This window comes from Ruegeria sp. AL3 (assembly GCF_056536065.1).
The window spans coordinates 1,639,346-1,663,021 of sequence record NZ_JBQFJG010000001.1 but is presented as its reverse complement, the minus strand read 5'-3'; the positions used below and the strand labels follow the sequence as shown (position 1 = coordinate 1,663,021).

Annotated in this window: 24 protein-coding genes and 1 pseudogene; 15 read left to right on the top strand and 10 right to left on the bottom strand. The window is 57.3% G+C overall.

Annotated features, from left to right (window positions below; translation table 11 throughout):
- Window positions 1-3 precede the first annotated feature (3 nt).
- Both ACR3E6_RS08415 and ACR3E6_RS08410 read right to left on the bottom strand, forming a co-directional pair.
- The gene (locus ACR3E6_RS08415; RefSeq protein WP_171637654.1) at window positions 4-1,254 is read right to left on the bottom strand and encodes an adenylate/guanylate cyclase domain-containing protein; all 1,251 of its coding nucleotides are present in this window, start codon (window positions 1,252-1,254) and stop codon (window positions 4-6) included.
- Between the two features lie 60 nt (window positions 1,255-1,314).
- The gene (locus ACR3E6_RS08410) at window positions 1,315-1,767 is read right to left on the bottom strand and encodes a MarR family winged helix-turn-helix transcriptional regulator (protein WP_171120356.1); all 453 of its coding nucleotides are present in this window, start codon (window positions 1,765-1,767) and stop codon (window positions 1,315-1,317) included.
- 57 nt (window positions 1,768-1,824) lie between these two features.
- On the opposite strand from ACR3E6_RS08410, the gene hmgA reads away from it, so the two are divergent.
- From hmgA to ACR3E6_RS08375, 7 genes are all read left to right on the top strand, one after another.
- Window positions 1,825-3,180 (top strand): homogentisate 1,2-dioxygenase, encoded by a 1,356-nt coding sequence (gene hmgA, locus ACR3E6_RS08405; protein WP_171232726.1) that lies wholly within the window; start codon window positions 1,825-1,827, stop codon window positions 3,178-3,180.
- A 218-nt stretch (window positions 3,181-3,398) separates the two neighbouring features.
- The gene (fahA, locus tag ACR3E6_RS08400) at window positions 3,399-4,655 is read left to right on the top strand and encodes a fumarylacetoacetase (RefSeq protein ID WP_480486684.1); all 1,257 of its coding nucleotides are present in this window, start codon (window positions 3,399-3,401) and stop codon (window positions 4,653-4,655) included.
- Window positions 4,656-4,665: 10 nt separating this feature from the next.
- Window positions 4,666-5,616, top strand: a complete 951-nt coding sequence (locus ACR3E6_RS08395; protein WP_039541551.1) for an MBL fold metallo-hydrolase — start codon at window positions 4,666-4,668, stop codon at window positions 5,614-5,616.
- Window positions 5,617-5,750: 134 nt separating this feature from the next.
- Window positions 5,751-7,361: an FAD-dependent oxidoreductase gene (locus ACR3E6_RS08390; RefSeq protein WP_171637659.1), complete on the top strand. Its 1,611-nt coding sequence runs from the start codon at window positions 5,751-5,753 to the stop codon at window positions 7,359-7,361.
- A 5-nt stretch (window positions 7,362-7,366) separates the two neighbouring features.
- A complete protein-coding gene (locus tag ACR3E6_RS08385; RefSeq protein WP_171637661.1) occupies window positions 7,367-7,564 on the top strand; it encodes a DUF2783 domain-containing protein in 198 nt (65 codons plus the stop codon).
- Window positions 7,565-7,575: 11 nt separating this feature from the next.
- Window positions 7,576-8,214, top strand: a complete 639-nt coding sequence (gene maiA / locus ACR3E6_RS08380; RefSeq protein ID WP_171724816.1) for a maleylacetoacetate isomerase — start codon at window positions 7,576-7,578, stop codon at window positions 8,212-8,214.
- Window positions 8,215-8,300: 86 nt separating this feature from the next.
- Window positions 8,301-8,654 carry a DOPA 4,5-dioxygenase family protein gene (locus tag ACR3E6_RS08375; RefSeq protein WP_152457005.1) on the top strand — a complete coding sequence of 118 codons (354 nt, stop codon included), beginning with the start codon at window positions 8,301-8,303 and terminating at the stop codon, window positions 8,652-8,654.
- Here ACR3E6_RS08375 and ACR3E6_RS08370 read toward each other — a convergent pair.
- Window positions 8,633-10,261, bottom strand: coding sequence for an acyl-CoA synthetase (locus ACR3E6_RS08370; RefSeq protein WP_480486682.1), 1,629 nt, complete (start codon window positions 10,259-10,261; stop codon window positions 8,633-8,635). The genes ACR3E6_RS08375 and ACR3E6_RS08370 overlap by 22 nt on opposite strands.
- 221 nt (window positions 10,262-10,482) lie before the next feature.
- Between ACR3E6_RS08370 and ACR3E6_RS08365 the strand changes: the two genes are divergently transcribed.
- The gene (locus ACR3E6_RS08365; protein ID WP_171637665.1) at window positions 10,483-11,874 is read left to right on the top strand and encodes an aminotransferase family protein; all 1,392 of its coding nucleotides are present in this window, start codon (window positions 10,483-10,485) and stop codon (window positions 11,872-11,874) included.
- A 90-nt stretch (window positions 11,875-11,964) separates the two neighbouring features.
- On the opposite strand, the gene ACR3E6_RS08360 is transcribed toward ACR3E6_RS08365, so the two are convergent.
- From ACR3E6_RS08360 to ACR3E6_RS08340, 5 genes are all read right to left on the bottom strand, one after another.
- Window positions 11,965-13,140 carry a S41 family peptidase gene (locus ACR3E6_RS08360; protein WP_480486680.1) on the bottom strand — a complete coding sequence of 392 codons (1,176 nt, stop codon included), beginning with the start codon at window positions 13,138-13,140 and terminating at the stop codon, window positions 11,965-11,967.
- A gap of 126 nt (window positions 13,141-13,266) precedes the next feature.
- Entirely contained in the window at window positions 13,267-13,632 is a 366-nt protein-coding gene (rplT, locus tag ACR3E6_RS08355; protein ID WP_093965154.1) for a 50S ribosomal protein L20, read from the bottom strand.
- Window positions 13,633-13,646: 14 nt separating this feature from the next.
- Window positions 13,647-13,847 carry a 50S ribosomal protein L35 gene (gene rpmI, locus ACR3E6_RS08350; protein WP_010443552.1) on the bottom strand — a complete coding sequence of 67 codons (201 nt, stop codon included), beginning with the start codon at window positions 13,845-13,847 and terminating at the stop codon, window positions 13,647-13,649.
- A 183-nt stretch (window positions 13,848-14,030) separates the two neighbouring features.
- Complete coding sequence (locus ACR3E6_RS08345; protein ID WP_480486678.1) at window positions 14,031-15,581, bottom strand: alanine/glycine:cation symporter family protein; 1,551 nt, start codon at window positions 15,579-15,581, stop codon at window positions 14,031-14,033.
- A 13-nt stretch (window positions 15,582-15,594) separates the two neighbouring features.
- Window positions 15,595-16,032: a universal stress protein gene (locus tag ACR3E6_RS08340; RefSeq protein ID WP_171724812.1), complete on the bottom strand. Its 438-nt coding sequence runs from the start codon at window positions 16,030-16,032 to the stop codon at window positions 15,595-15,597.
- A gap of 198 nt (window positions 16,033-16,230) precedes the next feature.
- Between ACR3E6_RS08340 and ACR3E6_RS08335 the strand changes: the two genes are divergently transcribed.
- Window positions 16,231-16,692: an Lrp/AsnC family transcriptional regulator gene (locus ACR3E6_RS08335; RefSeq protein ID WP_480486676.1), complete on the top strand. Its 462-nt coding sequence runs from the start codon at window positions 16,231-16,233 to the stop codon at window positions 16,690-16,692.
- 12 nt (window positions 16,693-16,704) lie between these two features.
- On the opposite strand, the gene pyk is transcribed toward ACR3E6_RS08335, so the two are convergent.
- Window positions 16,705-18,150 carry a pyruvate kinase gene (gene pyk / locus ACR3E6_RS08330; RefSeq protein ID WP_171637669.1) on the bottom strand — a complete coding sequence of 482 codons (1,446 nt, stop codon included), beginning with the start codon at window positions 18,148-18,150 and terminating at the stop codon, window positions 16,705-16,707.
- 142 nt (window positions 18,151-18,292) lie between these two features.
- Between pyk and ACR3E6_RS08325 the strand changes: the two genes are divergently transcribed.
- The 4 genes and pseudogenes from ACR3E6_RS08325 to ACR3E6_RS08310 all read left to right on the top strand — a co-directional run bounded on the left by ACR3E6_RS08325 (window position 18,293) and on the right by ACR3E6_RS08310 (window position 21,001).
- Window positions 18,293-19,030, top strand: coding sequence for an N-formylglutamate amidohydrolase (locus tag ACR3E6_RS08325; protein ID WP_209835259.1), 738 nt, complete (start codon window positions 18,293-18,295; stop codon window positions 19,028-19,030).
- A gap of 87 nt (window positions 19,031-19,117) precedes the next feature.
- Window positions 19,118-19,357 (top strand): DUF6868 family protein, encoded by a 240-nt coding sequence (locus ACR3E6_RS08320; RefSeq protein WP_171637671.1) that lies wholly within the window; start codon window positions 19,118-19,120, stop codon window positions 19,355-19,357.
- 87 nt (window positions 19,358-19,444) lie between these two features.
- Window positions 19,445-19,759: a DUF1244 domain-containing protein gene (locus ACR3E6_RS08315; protein ID WP_152456994.1), complete on the top strand. Its 315-nt coding sequence runs from the start codon at window positions 19,445-19,447 to the stop codon at window positions 19,757-19,759.
- A 94-nt stretch (window positions 19,760-19,853) separates the two neighbouring features.
- Window positions 19,854-21,001 (top strand): annotated as a pseudogene (locus ACR3E6_RS08310) (IS3 family transposase).
- Between the two features lie 338 nt (window positions 21,002-21,339).
- Here the strand turns inward: ACR3E6_RS08310 and ACR3E6_RS08305 are convergent.
- Window positions 21,340-22,656 carry an IS110 family RNA-guided transposase gene (locus ACR3E6_RS08305; RefSeq protein WP_480486673.1) on the bottom strand — a complete coding sequence of 439 codons (1,317 nt, stop codon included), beginning with the start codon at window positions 22,654-22,656 and terminating at the stop codon, window positions 21,340-21,342.
- Between ACR3E6_RS08305 and ACR3E6_RS08300 the strand changes: the two genes are divergently transcribed.
- Window positions 22,540-22,929: a transposase gene (locus ACR3E6_RS08300; RefSeq protein ID WP_480488112.1), complete on the top strand. Its 390-nt coding sequence runs from the start codon at window positions 22,540-22,542 to the stop codon at window positions 22,927-22,929. The two genes, ACR3E6_RS08305 and ACR3E6_RS08300, sit on opposite strands and share 117 nt — an antisense overlap.
- 9 nt (window positions 22,930-22,938) lie before the next feature.
- Window positions 22,939-23,178, top strand: coding sequence for a transposase (locus ACR3E6_RS08295; protein ID WP_209835257.1), 240 nt, complete (start codon window positions 22,939-22,941; stop codon window positions 23,176-23,178).
- The last annotated feature ends 498 nt before the right edge of the window (window positions 23,179-23,676 follow it).

Genomic DNA, 23,676 nt, shown 5'->3' with positions numbered 1-23,676 from the left:
GTTTCAATTGGTTTCCGATGGCCCGCCGGGGCTGTACACCGTAAACAGCTCTTTCGGTTCATTCACCCCGCGCAGCATGTAGCGACCGACCGAGACAAGCTCCTGCGCGCAGGGCTGTGCAGCGCGGGCGACATCATCCGAGATCAGGATCCTCTGACCCAAAGACCGGTGCATTCCCGCAATGCGGGCGGCCTGGTTGACAGCCGGGCCGATCACCGTGAAGTCCAGCCGGGTCTCGGACCCGATATTGCCATAGAGAATCTCGCCCGAATGCAAGGCCAGCGTATAGTTGGCCACCGGCAGACCCTGCGCGCGGCGCCTTGCGTTCAGTTCATCCATGCGGGACTGCAATAAGGGCACGGCCTCAAGCGCGGCACGGGCGTCTTCGTCGATCTCTCCGACATCGAACATTGCCATCAGGCCGTCACCCATGAATTTCAGGATGTTGCCGCCCTTGTCATGCACCACACCCACGGCGACGGCCAGATAGTCGTTCAGCATGTCGATGATCTCATGCCCCGGCAGGTCTTCGGACAGCGTGGTGAAGCCTTCGAGGTCGAAATTCCAGATCACAGCGTCGATTTGCTGCAAAGACCCACGCCGAATTTCACCCGACAGAACCCGGCGACCGGCATCCCGCCCCAGATAAACCCGCATCAAATCCTTGGCCAGTTCCTGGTTCTTGGCGGATTTGAGCGCCAGCCCCAGATGCGGCAGTACAGTTTGTATTTGGTTCAGATCGCTGTCTTCGAATCCGTTCGGTGCGTCGCTGGTCCAGGACATCAGAACACCATCGCTGACCTTTTTCGTACCGTCGGGGCGCAGTTGTCTGGCCCCTTCATATGACAGGCCGGTGGCATAATAATCGGTCGCTCCGATTTCACGCAGATCATTCAACAAGGGAAAGCGGCTGGGTTCATTATGGTCGACCAGTTTGACCCGAATTTCATCCAGATCACCGTTCAGCAGCGTATAGAGTGGGCTTTGCTGCCAAACTTCGCTGGGCGTTTCCGTGAACTCAAATTTCTCGGATTCACCGCCCGCGCCGTTGTACCAGCTGTAACCGGTACCTCCGTAAACCGGATGCAGAGTCGACTGCGCCGCATGAAAGCGCATCAACGGAATACCCATTTCCACCAATCGGGCACAAAACCCTTCCAACAGCTCTTCTTGCCCGGCGCCCTCCAGCCCCTTGCTGACCAGCCATTCGATCAGGGAATGTGAGAAAACTGAAGCGGAATCTGGCAATGTCATTTTGTTGTCCGTATCAAGTATGATCCCCATTTGGGGGCAGGCCGCGTCAATTGCCATAGGTCAGTCCAAACCAGCCAACCTTTGCAGCATTTGCCGCAATAACGCGGCCTCTTCCGGTTTGAACAGGCCTGACAGTTTCGCATCGTAATTGGCAGCTACGCCGCGCAGGTCACGATACACAGCTTGCCCTGCTGGTGTTAGTGTCAACCATTCCGCCCGCCGATCCGCTTCGTCCCGTGTGCGTTTCAGGTATCGACGCTGTTCCAGCTTGGCGACAGCACGGCTGATTTTGGTTTTGTGCATTCTGGCGCGCTCGCCGATTTCTTTGGCGGTCATCTCGCCAAACAAACCCAGATGGAACAATACCCGCCATTCGGTTCTGAGCATCCCATAGCGGCCCTTGTAAACTGCCTGAAACTCTAGCGAAGCCCGTTCGGCCGCCTGATTCAGCAGGAAGGGCAGAAAATTTTGCAGATAAAAGTCATCATTTTTTTCGGATTCATCGTGTGTCATGCTTGTTAGTTACAAAATCAACTATTACCCGACAAGCAGCAAACGGAGGAAAACGCAATGAATCGTCCGACTGATCCGCATACGCTGACACAGGCTGCGACGCCTGTCGGAACTCATGCAGGCTATATGCCTGGCTTTGGAAATGACTTTGAAACCGAGGCCCTGCCCGAGGCCCTGCCGCAAGGCATGAACAGCCCGCAACGGTGCAACTATGGTCTTTACGGAGAGCAGCTGAGCGGCACCGCCTTTACCGCCAACCCGCCCGAGCGCACCTGGTGCTATCGAATTCGCCCATCGGTAAAGCACTCACACCGTTATGAAAAAATCGATCTTCCCTACTGGAAATCGGCCCCCTGCATTGATCCGGATGTGATCAGCCTTGGACAATACCGCTGGGATCCTATCCCGCATTCCGATGAAGGTCTGAACTGGATGACGGGTATGCGGACCATGACGACCGCAGGTGACGTGAACACGCAGGTCGGCATGGCAAGCCACATCTATCTGGTCACGGAATCCATGGTGGATGACTATTTCTTTTCGGCTGATTCCGAATTGCTGGTTGTGCCACAGGAAGGACGCCTGCGATTTGCGACGGAATTGGGAATCATCGACCTGGAACCCAAGGAGATCGCTATCATTCCACGCGGTTTGCTGTACCGGGTCGAGGTTCTGGAAGGCCCTGCGCGCGGCTTTGTCTGCGAGAATTACGGTCAGAAGTTTGAACTGCCGGGTCGCGGACCAATCGGTGCCAACTGCATGGCCAACCCGCGCGACTTCAAGGCGCCGGTGGCCGCTTATGAGGATCGTGAAACCCCTTCTACCGTGACAATCAAATGGTGCGGGCAATTCCACACCACCAAGATCGGCCACAGCCCGCTGGATGTCGTGGCATGGCACGGCAACTATGCGCCCTACAAATACGACCTGCGCAACTATTGCCCCGTCGGCGCGATCCTGTTTGACCACCCCGACCCGTCGATCTTTACAGTTCTGACGGCTCCGTCCGGCCAGCCCGGTACGGCCAATATCGACTTTGTCCTGTTCCGTGAACGCTGGATGGTGATGGAAGACACGTTCCGCCCGCCGTGGTACCACAAGAACATCATGTCCGAGCTGATGGGCAACATCTACGGCCAGTACGACGCGAAACCGCAGGGCTTTGTTCCTGGCGGCACAAGCCTACACAACATGATGATCCCACACGGCCCCGACAGGGAGGCCTTCGACAAGGCGTCATACTCAAACCTGGGGCCGGACAAGCTGGACCAGACAATGTCGTTCATGTTCGAAACCCGCTTCCCGCAGCACCTGACCTCGTTTGCCGCCACCGAAGCGCCGTTGCAGGATGACTATATCGACTGCTGGACATCGCTTGAGAAGAAGTTCGACGGAACGCCGGGCAAGAAATGAGCCACCCATCGGTTCAGTTTCATTGCCGTCGTCCTGCCCGCGCTGAACATGCCGGAGTTGAACCGGTTGCCGAGCCAACGTGCCTCGGCAACCGGTGTGCAGTGACGCCTCGTGCATATGACATGCCACAACCGCGGCGGCTTCGTGCTTTTGCTATCGCCGTTCCAAAGCTAAAATCCTCTCGAACCTCTTAGAACATAACAAAATAGGGGCAAGATATGCCTTTGATGACTTCGTGGGTGGCGTCGGCCAATGACGCGACACATCCGTTCCCACTGAACAATTTGCCTTATGGTGTCTTCTCGACCGAAGGTGATGATCCCCGCTGTGGTGTGGCCATCGGTGACATGATCCTCGACGTCACCGCCGCCGAAGCCGAGGGGTTGATCACCCTGAGCGATGAGCCGCTGTTCGACATGCCGTTCTGGAACCCTCTCATGGAGGAAGGCCCAGCCGTCTGGGCGGCCCTGCGTGAGCGGCTGATCAGCCTGCTGGCCGAGGGTTCAGATGAACAAGCCAAGGTCGAACCGCTGCTTGTCAAACAAGAAGATGCGGAAATGCATCTGCCCTTTGCGGTCAGCGAATACACCGATTTCTACGCAGGCCGAAACCATGCCTTCAACGTGGGCACCATGTTCCGGGGGCCGGAAAACGCCCTGCCACCGAACTGGCTGCACATTCCCATTGGTTACAACGGCCGCGCATCTTCGGTCGTGGTATCAGGCACGGATATTCGCCGCCCCTGGGGTCAGCTGAAAGCCCCCGATCAGGACTTGCCCGCCTTCCTGCCCAGTCGCCGTTTTGACATCGAGCTTGAGATGGGCGCGATTGTCGGAACACCCTCGGATGGTCCGATCACCGTTCAGGAAGCGGATGACAATATCTTCGGCTACGTGCTTCTGAATGACTGGTCCGCGCGCGACATCCAGGCATGGGAATATCAGCCGCTGGGCCCGTTTCAGGCAAAGGCCACGGCAACCTCGATCAGCCCGTGGATCGTGACCAAGGCGGCGCTCGAGCCATTCCGCTGTGACACGCCACCCCGCGAGTTCGAGCTTCTGGATCACCTCAAGGATTGCGGCCCGATGCTCTATGACATCGATCTGGCGGTCACCATGGCACCTGCCGGGCAACCCGCCACGACGATTGCCCGGACCAATTACAACCAGATGTACTATTCCGCTGCGCAGCAATTGGCGCATCACACCACATCAGGATGCCCCATGAACACGGGCGACCTGCTGGGATCGGGGACCATTTCCGGGCCAACCAAACCTGAACGTGGCTCGTTGCTGGAGCTTAGCTGGGGCGGCAAAGAACCTCTGACATTGGACAGCGGTGAAACCCGCAGCTTCATCGACGATGGCGACACGTTGACCCTTACCGGCGCAGCTCGTGGCGACGGCTACACGATCGGCTTCGGTGAATGTGTCGGCACCGTTTTGCCCGCTCTTGAAAACCCATATTCACGATAAGGAACCCACCATGGCCAAGGCATTCGCGTCCCAGGGGGACATGTCGGAAAAAAAGATCAGCTTTACTGAAGTCGGAGAAGGGCTTTATGCCTTTACCGCCGAAGGCGACCCGAATTCGGGTGTAATCATCGGCGACGACAGCGTGATGATTGTCGAGGCGCAGGCGACTCCGCGTCTGGCAAATAAGGTGATCGAATGCGTGCGTTCCGTCACCGACAAACCGATCACGCATGTGGCCCTGACCCACTACCACGCAGTGCGTGTTCTGGGCGCAAGCGCATTCGGCGCGCAGCAGATCCTGATGTCGGACATGGCCCGCGCCATGGTCGTCGAGCGGGGTCAAGAAGACTGGGACAGCGAATTCCAGCGCTTCCCGCGCCTCTTTGAAGGGCATGAAAGCATCCCTGGCCTGACATGGCCCACCACCACCTTCAGCGATACGATGACGGTGTATCTGGGAAACCGCCGGATCGACCTGATGCATCTGGGCCGCGCGCATACAGCTGGCGATATCGTCATCCATGTGCCGGATCAGAACGTGATGTTCACCGGCGATATCGTCGAATATCACTCGGCCTGCTATTGCGGCGACGGTCATTTCAGCGATTGGGGCGACACGCTGGACGAGATCAAGTGGTTCGACGTCGACGCCATCGCACCGGGGCGCGGTGACGCGCTGGTTGGCAAGGACATGGTGAATGCGGCCATCGAGAACACCCGCGATTTTGTCGAAAGCACATACCGGCCGGCGGCGAAGGTTGCCGCGCGCGGCGGGTCCCTGAAAGAGGCCTGGGACGCAGTCCGCGCTGAGTGTGATCCGAAGTTCGCCGACTACGCAATCTACGAGCACTGCCTGCCGTTCAACGTGGCCCGCGCCTATGACGAGGCGCGCGGCATTGACACGCCCCGCATCTGGACCGCCCAGCGCGACCTCGAGATGTGGGAAGCCCTGCAAGGCTGACGAAAAACGGTCGAGTTTGATCCAGATCGTTTTTTGCGGCGGGATTCGATGAAACCATAATCTAAGACCTCCGGCGCCCGTCGCCGGGGGACAGGACATGCAGCACATCGGTGCATCTGTTTCGGGGGGAGCCCATGAACAAGATCTTTGAAACGCCGCTTTACGGATATGAACGCAGCCCGGATCAGGACAGCCCGACGCCCGTCAGGCGCAAGGTGATCGTTATCGGTGCGGGGCCGGTTGGTCTGGCCGCCGCCATCGATCTGGCCCAGCAAGGGGTCGAAGTTGTGGTTCTGGACGAGAATGACAAAGTCAGCTTCGGCAGCCGCGCCATCTGTTTTTCTCAGCGCACGCTGGAAATCGCAGACCGGCTGGGTTGCGGCCAGCAATTGGTCGACAAAGGTGTGCTGTGGGACCGGGGCAAGGTCTTTTTCGACGACCGTCAGGTCTATGATTTCAACCTTCAGCCGGACGAAGGTTATGCCAACCCGGCCTTCATAAACTTGCAGCAATACCATTTTGAAAACTTCTTTGTGGAACGCGTGCGCGAGTTGCAGACAGAAGGCGCACCGATTGAAATTCGCGGGCGCAACAAGGTTGACGCAATCGGTACGCACGAAGATCACGTTCGGCTGGAGGTCGAAACCCCCGAAGGCCCTTATACACTCGAGGCCGAATGGCTGATCGCCTGCGATGGTGCCGCGTCCCCCACCCGGCGCATGCTGGGCATCGATTTCGAAGGGCGTGTTTTCGAAGACAATTTCCTGATCGCGGACGTGATCATGGATGCCGATTTCCCCTCGGAACGCTGGTTCTGGTTTGACCCGCCGTTCAATCGCGGGCAATCCGCGCTTTTGCACAAACAACCCGACAATGTCTGGCGTATTGACCTGCAACTGGGTTGGGACATCGACAAGGAACGCGAAAAGCGCCCCGAGAATGTGATCCCGCGCCTCAAGGCGATGCTGGGCGATGACGTCGAGTTTCAGCTGGAGTGGGTCTCGATCTATACGTTCCAGTGTCGCCGCATGGAGAGCTTCCGCAAAGGGCGTGTCCTATTCGCAGGCGACAGCGCGCACCAGGTCAGCCCCTTTGGCGCGCGCGGTGCCAATTCCGGCCTGCAAGACACTGACAACCTGTGCTGGAAACTGAAACTGGTGCTGGATGGGAAAGCCCCCGAAAGCCTGCTGGACAGCTACAACGCGGAACGCGTGCACGGGGCTGATGAGAACATCCAGAAATCCAGCCGCTCCACCGATTTCATCACGCCGAAATCCGAAATGTCGCGGGTTCTGCGGGATGCGGTTCTGGACCTCAGCGAGAAGTACGAATTTGCGCGTCCGTTGGTGAATTCGGGACGCCTGAGTCAACCTTGCACCTATGACGGCTCGACCCTGAATTCTGCCGACGCGCTGGATGGCCCAGCCGAAACGCGCCCCGGCTCGGCCTGCCCGGACGCGCCGCTGGGTGATGCGTTCCTGTTGCCCAAACTGGCAGGCAAATTCACCCTTTTGACGATTGACGCGGATGCCCCGGAGGTGCTGGAAGAAGACGGGGTCGAGGTCACGCGGTTGGCGCTGTCGGTCAAGGATGACCAGACCCTGGCGCTGAAACGTCGCTATCTAGGCGACGCAACCAGCGCGGTTTATCTGATCCGTCCTGATCAGCACGTGGCGGCGCGCCGGGACAGTTATGAAGAAAACAGTTTCCGCCATGCAATCCGCAGAGCCTGTGGTAAGGAGTGAGCGAGATGTCTGACCTGATCCTTTCCCCGAATATCGACGATGCTGACGACTTCTATGCCGAGCTGCTGGCCGCGCATGAAGGGCTTGAAAAAGCCGACAGTGACGCGCTGAACGCCCGACTGGTTCTGGTGCTGGCCAATCACATCGGCGACAAGGCGGTGTTGTCTGACGCTATTCGCGCCGCCACCCTGGCCGACACGTGACGGATTCGAATGTGAGCAAAACCGTCCTTTATGACTATTGGCGGTCCTCGGCCAGCTATCGGGTGCGGATCGCCCTGAATCTGGCCGGGATCGACTATCGCGCGGTTGTCGTCGACCTGGTGGGCGGCGAACACAAAAGCGATGCACATATTGCGCGAAATCCACAAGGGTTGGTTCCGGTGCTGGATATTGACGGGCAGCGGCTGACTCAGTCTCTGGCCATTCTCGACTATCTGGACAAGACACGTGAATTGAACCTTCTGCCCGACGATGCAGCGGGGCGCGCGCGCGTGCAGGCGCTGGCCTATGCGATTGCGGTGGACATTCACCCTGTTTGCAACCTTTCAGTTGCTCGCCATGCGACCACCCTCAGCAAAGATCCGACCGACATGCCCGGAGAGTGGATGCGGCACTTCATCCGGCCGGGGTTGCAGGCCTTCGAGACCATGTTGGGTGAGTTTGAACAAACCCCCTATTGCGTTGGTTCACAGCCCGGCCTCGCCGACATCTGCCTGATCCCGCAGATCTACAATGCACGCCGGTGGAAGGTCGACTTGTCGGACATGCCGCGTCTGCTGGGTGTCGAAAAGGCCTGTGCCGATCACCCCGCATTTGTCGCGGCGCATCCTGACAGGCACGCACCCCAATAAGCTTGCACAGGTCCTGTGTGCCGGTGTGCCTAGGCGTTCGTCGCAATCGGACTTAGCTTTGTTTCATCAAAGCAAAAGAGGTTCTGATGCCCGAGATCACCGGATACCACGCCCATGTCTATTTCGACGCCGATACGCAGCACACGGCGCAACAGGTCTGCGAAGAGGCCGCCCGTCTGTTCCCCGTCCGGATGGGGCGCATGCATAGCCGCAATGTTGGCCCCCACCCGCGCTGGAGCTGCCAGTTGAGCTTTGCCGCTGATGCCTTCGATCAGGTCACTCCGTGGTTGATGCTGAACCGGCGAGGTCTTACCGTTTTCACCCACCCGGAAACCGGCGACCATCTGGCCGATCACCGCGATCGCGCGATTTGGATGGGTGAAATGCTGGATCTGGACCTGTCGATCTTTGACACGCTTCAGCCCAGCGCCCGCGCCTGATCCCGCAGAACGAATTTCTGCACCTTGCCGGTTGAAGTCTTCGGCAGGGTGCCAAACACCACGGTCTTGGGCGCTTTGAAATGGGCCATGTTGTTCCGGCAAAAGGCAATCAGCTCTGCCTCGGTCGCGGTTGTACCAGGCTTCAGCTCGACAAAGGCACAGGGGGTTTCGCCCCATTTCTCGTCTGGCCGGGCCACAACCGCCGCTTCCATTACTGCCGGGTGTTTGTAGAGAATGCCCTCGACCTCGACGGAGGAGATGTTCTCGCCGCCTGAAATGATAATGTCCTTGGACCGATCTTTGAGCGCGATATAGCCATCCGGATGCATGACGCCCAAATCGCCGGATGCAAACCAGCCGCCCTTGAAGGCCCCATCGGTGGCATTAGGGTTCTTGAGATACCCTTTCATCACCACGTTGCCCTGCATAAAGATCTCGCCCATGGTTTCGCCATCCGCGGGCACGGGCTCCATCGTTTCGGGATCGGCCACCATCAGGCCAGACAGTGCCGTATACCGCACGCCCTGCCGTACTTTCAGGGCAGCACGGTCTTCGGGTCCCTTGTCGTTCCATTCATCCTTCCAGGCACAAACGACCGAGGGCCCGTAAGTCTCGGTCAGGCCATAAACGTGCGTGACTTCGACCCCCATCGCCTCCATCGCTTCGATCACGGCGGCCGGCGGCGGAGCACCAGCGGTCATCACCTTGATCTGATGGTCAAAGTCTTTCAGTTCATCCGGCGCGTGGGCCAGCATGTTCAAAACGATAGGAGCACCGCAGAAATGGGTGACCTTCTCGTCGCGGAATGCCGCATAGATCGGCTCGGCACGCACGGCGCGCAGACAGACGGACACGCCCGCATTGGCGGCCATGGCCCAGGGGAAGCACCAGCCGTTGCAGTGAAACATCGGCAAGGTCCACAGATAGATCGAATGCTTGGGCATGTCCCAGTCCAGCAAATCCGATTGTGCATTCAGGGTGGCGCCGCGGTGGTGATAAACCACGCCCTTGGGATTGCCCGTTGTGCCGGACGTATAGTTCAGCGTGATCGCGTCCCATTCGTCCTCGGGCAGTGACCAATCAAATTCCAGGTCGCCCTCTGATATCAGGGCGTCATAGGTCAGGCTGCCAAGCCATTCACCGCCTTCAAAGCTGGGATCCTCGATGTCGATTACCAGAATATCATGATCAACCTGCTCCAGCGCCTCCTTCACGACGCCGGAAAACTCGGGGTCAACCAACAACGCCTTGGTTTCGGCGTGGTTCAGGATGAAAGCGACTATCGGAGCATCCAGACGCGTGTTGATGGCATTCAAAACGGCGCCCGCCATGGGCACACCAAAATGCGCTTCGTACATCTCGGGGATGTTTGCGGCGATAATTGATACGGTATCTCCCTTTCCGATACCCCGCGCATTCAGGGCCCCCGCCAGCCGGCGGCACCGGGCATAGGTTTCAGCCCAGGTATACCGCCGCTCACCATAAACGACCGACGGGTAATCGGGATAAACCTGCGCCGTGCGCTCAATGAAGGAGAGGGGCGACAAGGGTGTGTAATTCGCCCGGCATTTGTCCAAATGACGCTCATAGATATTGGTCGCTGCCAACTGCTGATCCTCCCTGCACTCGGTTTGCGCGACTTGAGCATAAACTTGGTGCTCTGACAAATCCGTAGTATTACGGTCCCCTTATTGACTGGCAATACGGGATGGTGCGATCTGGCCCTACTTAGATCCGGCCATTCGCGGTGATCTGAAGTATCTTAAACATATGCCGGGGCACGCCATCTCCGCACCCCGTGCACCGCACCTCACTGAAAGGACTTGTCATGGACGGCACGTTCAACGAAAACGATCTTTCCCGCGTGGTCGAAGCCGACCGCGCCCATATCTGGCACCATCTGATTCAGCATAAACCCTTTGAAACCAATGATCCCCGCATCATTGTCGAAGGCAAAGGCATGCGCGTCTGGGACCAGAAAGGCAAAGAGCATCTGGATGCGGTTTCCGGCGGCGTCTGGACTGTGAACGTCGGCTATGGCCGCGAATCGATTTGCAAGGCCGTTTACGACCAGCTGATGAAACTGTGCTATTTCGCCAATACCGCAGGCTCGATCCCCGGCTCCATCTTCGCGGAAAAACTGATCGACAAGATGCCCGGCATGAGCCGCGTGTATTACACCAATTCGGGCTCTGAAGCGAACGAGAAGGCGTTCAAGATGGTGCGCCAGATCGCGCACAAGAAGTACGGCGGCAAGAAGACCAAGATTCTGTATCGCGACCGCGACTATCACGGTTCGACTCTGGCAACCATGTCGGCAGGCGGTCAGGACGAGCGCACCGCTCAATACGGACCTTTTGCACCTGATTTCGTCCGCGTGCCGCACTGCATGGAATACCGCAAGCACGAGCTGGATGGCGCACCGGAAGAGAACTTCGGCGAATGGGCCGCAGATCAGATCGAACAGGTCATCCTGCGCGAAGGTCCCGACACCGTTGGCGCGCTGTGCCTTGAGCCAGTGACCGCAGGTGGCGGCGTGATCGAAGCGCCCGAAGGATACTGGCAGCGCGTGCAGGAGATCTGCAAGAAATACGACGTGCTGCTGCATATCGACGAGGTTGTCTGCGGCGTGGGCCGCACCGGCACATGGTTCGGTTATCAGCAATACGGCATCAAGCCGGATTTCGTGACCATGGCCAAAGGCGTCGCCTCGGGCTATGCCGCGATTGCCTGCATGGTCACCACCGAGGAAGTCTTTGACATGTTCAAGGATGATGCTTCGGACCCGATGAGCTATTTCCGCGACATCTCGACCTTTGGTGGCTGCACTGCCGGTCCGGCGGCTGCGATCGAAAACATGCGCATCATCGAGGATGAAAACCTGCTGGGCAATTGCGCGGCCATGGGTGACCGCATGATGGGCAACCTTCAGGCGCTGATGGAAAAGCACAAGGTTATTGGCGACGTGCGCGGCAAGGGCCTGTTCCTGGGTGCCGAGCTGGTCGCAGACCGTGGTTCTAAAGAGCCGGTGGACGAGAAACTGGCGCAGGCGGTTGTGGCCGACTGTATGAACCAGGGCGTGATCATCGGCGTCACCAACCGCTCGATCCCAAGCCGCAACAACACGCTATGCTTCTCGCCCGCCCTGATCGCCACGGCGGATGACATCGACCAGATCACCGACGCGGTCGATGGCGCGCTGGGGCGTGTGTTCGGATAAGTTACCTTAACGGAACCTATGAAAACCGGCGCTAAAATGCGCCGGTTTTTTCGCTCGCATGGCATCTACGCGGACTTTCCTGCCATTCCTCTAATTTCTCAGACTTCTGAGAATTCGTTGATAGAACGCGCCGTTTGCATCTTCAGCGGTAGGTTCGTTGATCAATTCCCAATCCAAATCCAGTGGTCCAGCCGGAACTAGTTGCCGCGCGATCTCGGCTGGTGTGGTTTCATCGCTGGTTCCGCTCTCCCAATCGTGAAAAGCCGATGAGTATCGAACGACCGCCCCGCTGGTGGGCAAATCCAGCGAACCTCCCTCGGCAAAAAACGTCAACCCGTCACCCATTTCTTCCCCTATGAGCTTGAGCCTAGGTCCCAATCGATGTTTGAGGATGGCGACAAAAACTATCGCAGCCGAAAACGTGAATTTATCGACAAGCACAACAACCTGCCTGCTTGCGTTTTCAGAGATGGCGTCGATCAAGGGCATCGTTTTAAGAAAGTCGCCACCGGTGTTTCCACGAATATCAATCAAGAGCGTTTTTTCCGAGCAAACGCGTACTTGTTCTGCTGCACCTGAGATGGCTTTCGGCAGCGCACCTTCTCCTGAATCGAGAAAACTGGGCAACAGTATCGAAAGCCCAAGTCCCCGCCAGCCCTTAGTCTCCACAAGTCTCTCGGGTGTCCAAGCCGGATCGGCCCGGCCATGCTCGTTTCTCGGGTAGAGCGTTGATGCAGGAACCGTATGACTGTTTTCCACTTTGAATTCGGATATCTGACCGTTCTCGTCTTGCACGCGATACTCGGTCGTTTCGTCTTTTGAGGAAAAACCGAGACGAGCCAAAGCATAGGGCCACACCAGTATAATCGATCCGATTACCCGTTTCCTTTGGCGCGTTCCTGCCAGAAATGTTCCTGAAGCGGCTTCGATTCGGCTTAATGGTGTACCGTTGACTGCAACCAGCTTTCCTCTGGGCGCAGTTGTTTCTGGTGCCTTACCAACTAACTGGATGGCAGTTCCGATGCTCACGAATCTCAGCGGGAGCACCGAGATGGCATCATTCGGAATCAGCCGTGTGTGCCCGTTGTCGGGAAGTGCCAGTAGGCGCATTGTTGAAAACAGAAAGGCCTCTTTTAGACCTTCTGAAGCGTATCTTCGGGCATCACTAATGCAACTGTCTATCACCGTCTGTTCGATCCGCCGAAAGCTGGGATCACGTGGCAAGGCAGTTTCTAAAACTTGCTCAAAGTCTTGTACCAGCGACATAGTTTAAGGTGCGCACGACTGCCGGACGATGTCCAGAGTGTGCTTAACACCGACGTCCAATCCATGGAAAACAAAAAAGCCGCCCCAAATGGGACGGCCTTTCTTTCACTGTCTCTCGAAAGAGGATCAGGCAGCCAGAGCAGCCTGAGCTTTGGCGACGATCGCGCCGAACGCTTCCGGTTCGTGCACGGCCAGGTCGGCCAGAACTTTGCGGTCCACTTCGATACCGGCCAGGTTCAGGCCGTTGATGAAGCGGGAATATGTCAGTGCTTCGTCATGCGAACGCACAGCAGCGTTGATCCGCTGGATCCACAGTGCGCGGAAGTTGCGCTTGCGGTTCTTACGGTCGCGCGTTGCATACTGGTTGGCCTTGTCGACGGCCTGACGGGCAACCTTGAAGGTGTTCTTGCGGCGACCATAGTAACCTTTGGCGGCCTTGATGACCTTCTTGTGACGGGCGTGAGTTACGGTTCCACCTTTAACGCGGGACATGTCTTAATCTCCTCTTAGCGGTCGTAGGGCATGTAGCCCTTGACGATCTTGGCGTCGGGGGCGGACAGGGTGGTGTTGCCACGGGCGTCGCGGATGAATTTCTTGGTCCGCTTGATCATGCCGTGACGTTTGCCGGCCTGGCCAGCAAGGACCTTACCGGTCGCAGTCACCTTGAAGCGCTTCTTGGCGCTCGACTTTGTCTTCATCTTAGGCATTTCCGTCTCCTTTTTCGGGTTCGGTTCCAGACGCGACTCGGCATGCCATCTCGGCCGGTCACGCGATCAGAAGCGCCGTTTACGCAAGTTCGGTCATACTGGCAAGGGGGTTTGGATCAGATTCTGCGCTTTTTGCAGGCTGATCGGGCACTGGGGCGACAGAAGCCGCCCCAGTGATTGGATTTAGTGTTCGAATTTGCGGATTTCACCGGTTTTCAAACGCTCGGAGTACGAGGCCAGCTCCTGACGCACCACTTTCATCAGGAAGTAGAGCGCAAAGACGTTGACCACCGCCATCGCAAAGATCGCCGCATCCGAGAAGTCGATGACCGGGCCAAGATTGGCTGCGGCGCCGATGACGACGAAGATGCAGAAGATGATCTTGAAGATCAGCTCTTTGGTGTGGCCCTCACCGAACAGGTAGGTCCAGGCCTTGAGGCCATAGTAGGACCAGCTGATCATGGTCGAGAAGGCAAACAGGATCACCGCAACCGCCAGGATATACGGGAAGAAACCGAATGCGCTGCCGAAGGCGGCAGAGGTCAGGCTGACACCCGAGTTGCCGTCAACAGTGGCAATCGCCGTACCGGCCTCATTCAGCATGTAGTTGCCGGTTTCCGGATCGATGATCAATTGCTGGGTGATGATGATGACCAGAGCGGTCATTGTGCAGATCACCACGGTGTCGATGAACGGTTCCAGCAAGGAAACGAAGCCTTCGGTGATCGGCTCCTTGGTCCGAACAGCCGAGTGTGCAATCGCTGCCGAGCCAACACCCGCTTCGTTCGAAAACGCCGCACGTTTGAAGCCCTGGATCAGCGCGCCAACCATGCCGCCTGCAACACCCAGACCGGTGAAGGCGCCGGCGAAGATCTGGCCAAAGGCCCAGCCGATCATATCCGCATTCATCAGGATGATGACAAGAGCAGTCAGAACATAGAGAACGCCCATGAACGGTACGACCTTCTCAGTCACCCGTGCGATGGACTTCAGGCCGCCGACGATGACCATGAAAACAACCGCTGCAAAGACCAGCCCGGTAATCCAGCCCGGATAATCGCCCACGATGCCTGCGATCTGCTGATGCGCCTGATTGGCCTGGAACATGTTGCCCCCACCCAGCGCGCCAAGGATACAGAAGATCGAGAACAAAACCGCAAGGATCTTGCCACCCGGCAAGCCCAATTCGTTGAACCCTTTGGACATATAGTACATCGGGCCACCCGAAACGGTGCCATCTTCGTACTCGTTGCGGTATTTCACACCCAGCGTACATTCGGTGAATTTCGACGCCATACCCAGAAGACCCGCCAGGATCATCCAGAAGGTTGCACCCGGTCCGCCGATGCCGACGGCAACAGCGACACCCGCGATATTCCCCAGGCCGACTGTGCCCGAAAGCGCCGTGGCCAGAGCCTGAAAGTGGCTGACCTCGCCTGCATCGTTGGGGTCGGAATAGTCACCTTTGACAAGACTGATTGCGTGACTGAAGAACCGCATCTGCACAAAAGCAAAATACAGCGTGAAGACCGTCGCAGCGATCACCAGCCACATCACGATCCATGGGAAGCTGGTCCCGGGGAATGGCGCGAAGATGAAGCTGACGAATGGACCGGTCAGATCAGCGAATGTCTGATTGATTTTTTCATCAAGCCCCGGAGCATCTTGCGCAAAGGCAGGGCTGGCGACAATGGCGGCTGCCATCGAGGCGCCGAGTTGTTTGAGCATTCTCATTTTGTCCCTCCCTTCAGTTCACAACCGTGACCGGAACATCGGCATGCATCACAAGGTTCTGGGTCGAGCTGCCGAAGATACGTTTCTTGATCCCGTCCGCCGAAGACCGGCCGACAACGATCTGCGAGCCGCCCATTTCCATTGTAATGGCGTTCAAGGTCTCGGCCACGTCGCCGTGGCGAACGACACCGTGCGCTTCAAAACCAGCCTCTCTGAGGGCCTCAACGGCAGGTGTCACGATACGTGACGTCGCCAGATCAACCTCTTCTTCCCGTCGCTTGTGACGCTGTGCGTTTTCTTCCGGTGTCTGAAAGGTGTAAGGGGACCATTCGATCACGTAAGCGACCACCAGTTCACACGACCCGATCAACTTTGCCAAATCCTTGGCAAAGGCAATCACGCGCTCACCGGTCTCTGTCCCGTCGAGTCCTATGACAATCTTTGTTGTCATGTCGTTCCTCCATTATTTTTCATTTGGCCGAGGCCCGTGCCCCCGGCAGGGCAGCCGGAACTTGGAACTTTCAATAAGACCACCCTTTGGTAAGTATCAGGAATTTTCACTAGGAATTGGGGATTTTTTTGGTCTATACTCAGTGGAAATTGTCGTTTTGCACTAAAAAAACAGGAAGTTTTACTGATTAGTAGAGAATTGGACAATATCGATCAACGCATCCTGCACGAGCTTGAGGCCAATGGCCGGCTCTCAATAGTTGAGCTTGCGGCGCGCGTAAACCTTACGAATACGCCCTGTTCCGAACGTGTGAAACGGCTGGAAAAGAACGGCTATATCAAGGGCTATAGCGCCATCGTCGACAAAGAGAGAATGGGCCTGGCCCTTCTGACCGTCGTACAGGTGTCGTTGACCGCAACGGCCGAGCAATCCCTGGAAAAATTCAACGAGGCCGTACGCGATGTGCCGGAAATCGAAAGCTGCCTGATGGTGGCAGGGTCGTTCGATTATCTTTTGACTGTCCGCACCCGCGATATCGCGCATTTCCGGATGATACTGGGCGAGAAAATCAACAAGCTGCCCGGGATTCACCAAACCAGCTCATTCACGGTCATGGAGGCCGTGAAAGAGCCGGTTGGTCAACGGGTGTCCGAGCTGTGATACCCGTTCTGGTTATTCGGGATCCGTGCTGTAGATCAGTCGCTCGTCACAAGGTGCCACGCGCAGAATGTTGGTGGTACCCGGTACGTTGAACGGCACCCCGGCGGTGACAACGATCTGGTCAGTTTCAGTTGCAAAGCCCCCTGCCCTTGCGGCGCGCGCTGCGTTTACAACCGCGCTTTTGAACCGTTCAAGCTCGGGCGTCATGACGCAGTTGCAACCCCAGCTCAGGCAGAGTCTGCGCGCCGTTCCCATCAGCGACGTCATCGCGATAATCGGAACACCGGGACGTTCGCGCGCGGTCAATGCGGCTGTCGTGCCACTTTGCGTAAAGCAGCAGATCGCTTTGATATCGGTTTTCTCGGCTATTTCACGCGCGGCGGCAACGATCCCGTCCGCAACGGTGGTTCCCTTGGCGGTACGCGAGGCTGCGATGATCTGTGTATACGTCGGGTCGGCTTCGACTTCGATGGCAACCTTGTTCATCGTCTGCACCGCTTCGATCGGATAGGCACCGGCAGCCGATTCCGCGCTGAGCATGATGGCATCGGTACCTTCGTAGATCGCCGTCGCAACGTCCGACACTTCGGCACGGGTCGGCATCGGGCTTTCGATCATGCTTTCCAGCATCTGTGTGGCGACGATGACGGGCTTGGCTGCCCCACGGCATTTACGGACCAGTCGTTTCTGGATCGGAGGCACGGCAGACACGGGCAGTTCCACACCCAGGTCGCCGCGTGCCACCATGATCCCGTCCGACGCATCAAGGATGTCGTCAAACGCCTCAACTGCCGCAGGCTTTTCAATCTTGGACAGGATCGCTGCGCGACCATCCGCAAGCGCGCGAGCCTCGAAAACGTCCTTGGCGCGCTGCACGAAGCTCAGCGCCAACCAGTCCACACCCAGTTGGCAGACAAACTCCAGATCCTCTCGGTCCTTGGCCGACAAAGCCGCCAGCGGCAGCACCACATCAGGAACGTTGACACCCTTGCGGTTCGAGATCGTGCCACCCACCTCGACCGTGCAATTTGCAAAATCCTGCCCACAGTCCTGAACGATCAGTCGGATCTTGCCGTCATTCACCAGCAGGCGCGCGCCCGGCTCTAGCGCCGCAAATATCTCGGGATGCGGCAGGCAGACACGTTTGGTGTCGCCCGCAGCAGGGTCGAGGTCGAGCCGGAAGGACGCACCTTCTTCCAGCTCCTCTGCCTCATTGGCAAAGACACCAACGCGCAGCTTGGGCCCCTGAAGGTCGGCCAGAATGGCAATCGGGCTGTCCAGATCCTTTTCCACCTGCCGAATGATCTTGTGCCGTTCGCGGATCTCATCATGGCTGCCATGGCTCATGTTCAGACGAAAGACATCCGCGCCAGCCTCGTGCAGGGCACGAATTGTGTCATAGTCATTTGACGCTGGCCCCAGCGTCGCCACGATTTTCACATTTCTCAGGCGTCGCATTGGCATAGACCTCCTTACGTCATCTCAAGTTTGCAGATCAGATTTCGCGAAATGTTACCGCAAACATCATTTCGATGCTTATTGCGCAATTCCCTTTCCAAAGCAACTGCCCTACATCTGCGGCAAACAAGATGACAGGCTCATGACATACACTCCATTTTTCGTCCACGGTGCGGATCGCCCGTCTCGCTGGCTGATTACATGCGACCATGCAACCAACACTGTTCCCCCAGACGTAAATGGTGGCGACCTCGGTCTGCCGCGCGAGGATATGGAACGCCACATCGCCTATGATGTGGGCGCGTATGAGGTGTCTAAACACTTGGGCGAGATCCTGAACGCACCGGTGATTGCCGCCAACTTCTCGCGGTTGGTCATCGACCCTAACCGGGGTGAAGACGATCCCACGCTGTTGATGAAGCTCTATGACGGGTCAATCATCCCCGGAAATCGCCATGCAGATGATGACGAACGCGAGCGTCGCCTGAATATGTGCTACCGCCCTTACCACGAGGCACTGGCACAAATGGCGGCCCTGCCCCATGCTGTGATTGTTTCGATGCATTCCTTTACGCGCCAGCTGCGCGGTCGTGAGCCCCGCCCATGGCACATTGGCGTGCTGCACACCTCGGACGAGCGGTTCTCTGGCCCGCTGATCGAAAGGCTTCAGGCCGAGGAAGATCTGTGCGTTGGCGTCAACGAGCCGTATACCGGAGTTCTGCCGGGGGATGCGATCGACAAACACTGTACCGCGTTCGGACGCCCCAACGCACTGATCGAGCTGCGCAACGACTTGATCGCAGACCATACGGGTCAAAGGGAATGGGCCGAGCGGTTGGCGGTAATCCTGCAGGACGCATTGGAAGCCGGCGACCTTTGACCGCAAGTCCTGCGCATGCTTTTCCGCGCATCACGCTGTTGTGAGCACGGCCTTCATTTCCCATATCAACGGGGAAAGGGGGTCATCATGACACAAGAGTTTTTGACGATGTTTTTTGGTTGGATGGCCGTGCTCAATATCGCGGTGCTTCTGTTTACCACCCTGATGGTTCTGCTTTTGCAGGATTGGATTGCCGGCATTCACGGCAGGATGTTTCGGATGGAACGCCCGGATGTGAAACGCGCCTATTTCAGGTATCTTGCGAACTACAAAATCCTGACGCTGGTTTTCTGCATCGTGCCGTGGCTGGCTTTGAAACTGATGTGAAAAGGCGCTTCGGCACGTCCGTTTCTTGTAACGGGTCCACTGGATTGTTAGGTCAGAAGCAACTCAATCGCCATCCGGAGCCAGATCATGGACAAGCAAACCGAAATTGAACTTCAGGCTGCCGCATTTCGCCGGTTGCAAAAGCACCTGATGGAAGACCGCACGGACGTTCAGAACATCGACATGATGAACCTCGCCGGGTTTTGTCGCAACTGCCTGTCGCGCTGGTATCAGGAAGCGGCAAACGAAAAGGGAATCGAACTGGGCAAGGATGAAGCCCGCGAGATTTTCTACGGCATGACGATGGATGAATGGAAATCGAAATATCAAACCGAGGCCAGCCCCGAGAAACAGGCCGCCTTCAAGGTTGCGTTCGAAGAAAACGTCGGCACGAAAGACTGACAGAGCTGAGCTCATGCTCTGAAACCTGATTTGCCGGCCTTTTGTGATTAGAGTATTCCGCGACGAATCCCTCGTTGGAGCGGGATCGGAAGCGATGAAAGCAGCGAGATTTACGGACGCACAGAAGGCGTTTGTTTTGACGCAGGTCGAAGAAGGCAAGACGGTTGCCGAAGTGTGCTGAGAAGCTGGGATCAGCTCGGCAATCTACTTCAAATGGAAGAAGAAGTATGCGGGGATGTTGCCATCCGACATGCGGCGGTTGCGAAAGCTTGAAGGCGAGAACGGCCGTCTGAAACGCATCGCGGCCGAACTGACGCTGGATCGGGAGATGTTGCAGGACGTCATCAAGCGAAAGCTCTGAGGCCGGATCGGAAGCGCGAGCTTATCGACGGTGTTCGGGAAGACTGGCGAGTGTCTGTCAAACGCGCCTGCAAGGTGTTGCGGTTCGACAGATCGACCTGCCAGTATGTTTCCCGGCGCACCGATCCGGCCGTCCTGAATCGGCGTATCAAGGAGATCTGCGAGACCCGTGTTCGCTATGGATACAGGCGTGTGCACTATCTGTTGCGCCCGGAGGGTTGGGCAGCCAACGTCAAGAAAGTCCACAGGATTTACCACGCAATGAGGCTGCAATTACGGAACAAATCACCAAAACGGCGGGTGAAAGCCAAGCTGAAAGAGGATCGTTCGGATGCCGTGAGGCCCAATGATGTGTGGGTCATGCCTTGCCCGATAGGCGATTGCGCAAGTGCAATCTGCCGAAAGGGACTTCGTTCATGATCAGCTTGCGACTGGCCGCAAGCTACGTATTCTGACCGTGGTCGATACGTTCTCGCGCGTCTCACCCGTCATTGCCCCAAGGTTCAGCTAAAAGGGCGAAAACGTTGTTGTCACGCTGGATCGAGTGTGTCGGCAGATCGGATTCCCAGCGACGATACGGGGGGACAACGGCAGCGATTTCATCTCTCGGGACTTTTGGATCTATGGGCCTACCACAACGGCGTTACGCTCGACTTCTCCCGCCCTGGCAAACCGACCGACAATGCTTTCATCGAAGCGTTCAACTCAAAGTTCAGGGCAGAATGCCTGAACACGCATTGGTTCCTGTCGCTGGCAGATGCTTGCGAAAAGATGGAGGAATGGCGTAGATACGACAACGAAGAAAGACCGCACAGCACCATCGGGAACATCCCACCGGCAATGCTGGCAAACCCACATGGCGATACCAGCCCGCCATGCTGAGACAAGGTGGAAGACTCTATGCCCAAGTGGCAGAAGGTTGGGTATCAGAGCAACTTACAGAACGAGCGATGAGTTGAACGAACTGCTGAATCGGGTTGTTGTTTCATACGACCATGGAGCCAAGAACCGCATCCTGGACATGCAGGGCGCTTTGATCACTATGCCCAAAAAAGCAAAACCCGCTGATGAGGCGGGCCTTGATTCCGACGACTGTTCGCTAAAGTTGGTTGCGGGAGCGGGATTTGGCCTTTGCCGAACTACTTCGCTCCTAAGCAGAAATGCCTAGACCAAATCTAATTTCGACAGTCCTGCCTGACCTGCCCCCGAGGCTCCCAGATTCATAACGAGAGTCTGCGGTTCTGGTTTTCATATTCTTCGTCGTTGATTTGGGCAAGCGCGCCGGGCGCGGAGCCCTCAAGTTGCTCAAGCGTCCGGCGCGCTTCTGCGGGCGTTTTGTTCCCCAACGATGAGTGCGGTCTGACGTTGTTGTAATCGTATCGCCACAGCGCCAGCTTTCGTCGGGCATCGCCCAGACTGTCGAACATCTCCTCGTTCAAGAGCTCATCACGCAGGCTACCGTTGAACGACTCGATGAAGGCATTCTGCTGGGGCTTACCTGGGTCGATGTAGTGCCATTCAGCACCATTGTCGTTCGCCCACTTCAGGATCGCGCGGCTGGTGAACTCTGTCCCGTTATCGCTGACAATGCTGTCAGGCTTGCCATAGACCCGCACAAGCGCATCCAGCTCCCGCGCCACGCGGGCGCCCAGCGCCGTCTCCTGACGCGACGGGCTGGGTAGTGCCGCCCGCGCACCGTGTATAAGCAGCGTGCGCAGGTATCGGTTCCCTCGTTTGGTGATACCCAGCAACTTCGGCTTGCCGCCGGTCGTCATCTGCCGCGGCACCAGACCGAGCCAGGCCGGCATGTCGCGCGCCCGACGGAATGCCTCACCGTCCCCGACCGCAGCAACCAGGGCTGTCGCGCCAAGCACACCGATCCCGGGGATCAACGTCAGTCGGCGCGCCGCCGCGTCGCACCGTGCATGGTCGGCCAGATCGTCATTCAATGCATCGATCCGCCCATCAGGCGACCGCCGCTCGGCGCGCATGTCTTCGATCAGCGTCACGATACGGGGCGACAGTTCCGACGGCGGTTCGGCATGAAACGGGCCAAGCTCTCGCTCGAGAACCTTGCGCTCCTGCCGGAACGCATGGCCGCGTTCAAGCAGGATCGCGCGAAGCTGGTTCAAGAGCGCCTTGCGCGCGGTCACCAGACGGGAGCGGACCCGGTGCAAGGTCTGCAGGTCGAGCCGATCCTGGCTTTTCATCTCGACGAAACGCATCGTTGGTCGCGTCGCCGCTTTGGCGATCCCGGCCGCATCGTTGTCATCGTTCTTCTGCGCGCGGACATAAGGGCGGTCGTATTCCGGCGACATCAGTCGCACTTCATGCCCGTTCGCGGCGAACTGGCGACCGACATGATGCGCCCTGCAGCACGCCTCCATGGCAACGGTGCAAGCCGGAAGTTTGTTTGCAAGATCGGCAAGCGTCGCCCGCCTGACGCGTCGGCGCAGAACGATCTGCCCAGTCTCATCCAGTCCAACTACGCTGTTCAGGTTCTTGCCCAGGTCAATTCCAAGGGTCACAATAGTCATCGGTTCGCTCCTTCCTCTCTGAAACAACGGCACCATAGCCTGGTACCGGCGGGAGGGGCGGGCCATTCCGCAAAAGACCCGCGCCGGTGTTTAAGTCGCTCTCGCGGCGGATTAGGAACGAAAATTCATGCGCTTACCAATCAAGACGGACTGCTAATCCGATATGAATTGACACCCGCCAAAGCCCATGACGCGCCGCCGTGCAAGACGCTCTTGGACAACCTGCAACCAGGCCAACATGTGTTGGCGGACAAGGCATATGATGCAGACTAGATCAGGGACATGATCTGGGAACAGGGGGCAATCGACGTGATCCCTCCGAAGGTCAACCGCAAACTACCCGCCGAATTTGACCCTGAAATCTACCGAGAGCGCAACAAGATCGAGCGCTTCTTTGGCAGACTGAAATCCTCGTTCCGCCGCATCGCAACCCAATACGAGAAGACATCACGAAACGTCCTGTCGATGATCAAACTGGCCTCGGTCAGGCTGTGGATCGAGTTTTATGAGTCGGCTGCCTAGTCCCGCAATCGTGCGCAGTACGAAAGTGCTTGATGCCCGATCAACTCTAAATAGGCCTTTGAAACAGTTCGATCCGGGATCCTTCCATTGCTCTCTTTCTCCCGGTCGATTTCCTCTTTCGCCTCCACATAAGCCGCGTGCTCGTTTCTTATGACTACCTCTTGCTCCCGGACGTCCTGAGTAACATCGCTGGGTTCTGGCACAACCATGTGCAAGACTTCCTCGGTCGAGCCGTGAAACTTTATTTCTTGAACCTCGTCGGGAACACTCACTCCCCACTCGCGAAGCAGACCTAGTATGCCGATTTATTGCACATCGACTTTGTCGGTTGAGATATCAAAAATGATCTTACCAAGGTGCCGTTTCTGCATTGGTGACAGTTCTAATCGAGCCATGGAAAACCACCGTTCCTGTGTATTGGTTCGAAGCTGTATTCACATCCTTCACACCCCTATCGTGTCCACAGATTTCATTGACCAATACGTTTGATTGCTTCGA